We start from the raw sequence: 990 nt of genomic DNA, 5'->3' as shown, positions 1-990 counted from the left end.
CTATTCTCCGGCCAAATAGAAATCACTGAAGAGATGTGGGAAGCTGAAGGTGTTGAAATCCGAACCGAACGCGAGGACTCTCAAGATGTCGGCACCATCATTATCTATTACATAAAAGCGCCTTGGGTCGGAAATTGGCCGATCAACACGCACATTTACTCAAACTCAAATAACCAACAAAACTTTCGCGGCATTCTTCGCGCCACCAATGGCAAAGAAGCTATGATCGAAATACTCCCTGATTTCGAGCAACATTATCATTGCTGGGGTATTCAAGCGCGTAACCAGGAGCAAAACTACGCGCTTTCTATTCTTACCGACCCCGAAATTGATTTTGTAACGATAGCTGGCGATGCAGGTACGGGTAAAACCTTGTTAACCCTCGCTGCAGCGCTACAACTTGTGTACGAAGATAAATTCTACGATGAGATCATTGTCACTCGCGCAACCGTTCCGATGGGAGAAGATATAGGCTTTTTACCAGGCGAAGAAGAAGCCAAAATCGAACCTTGGATGGGTGCAATTACGGACGCACTCGAAACCTTAGCGGCGAACCCAGAAGGCAATGAGTTTGAGCGAAAATCAGGGCTCGAGTTTCTTAAGAATCGCGTCAAAATAAAAAGCTCAAGCTTCATGCGAGGTAGAAGCTTCTCAGGAAAGTTCTTCCTAATTGATGAAGCCCAAAACCTGACCGCGGCGCAAATGCTTGGCCTCATCTCACGCGCAGGCCCAGGAACTAAAGTTGTCGCGATCGGCAACCTCAAGCAGATCGACACACCTTACCTCAGCGCCAATACAAGCGGATTTAGTTACGCGATCGACCGCATGAGAAATTGGGAGCACTACGCTCACATCACACTCACAAGCGTTGAACGATCTCGTCTAGCAGATTACGTCGCGAATAATTTTCATGATTAAGTAACTAGCATCACCCCATAACAAAAAAGCCGGAGCATTTAATCTCCGGCTTTTTTGTTATTCAATCGCAAC

General features: G+C 46.6%; 1 protein-coding gene. It reads left to right on the top strand.

The window, feature by feature from the left end; genetic code table 11:
• On the top strand, positions 1-918 hold a 918-nt coding region (locus tag A3738_RS02625), incomplete at its 5' end, for a PhoH family protein (protein ID WP_156503897.1).
• Positions 919-990: the final 72 nt, after the last annotated feature.

This window comes from Oleiphilus sp. HI0066, from assembly GCF_001635725.1.
The sequence above is the reverse complement of the archived record's forward strand: the minus strand, read 5'-3'. Positions and strand labels throughout refer to the sequence as shown.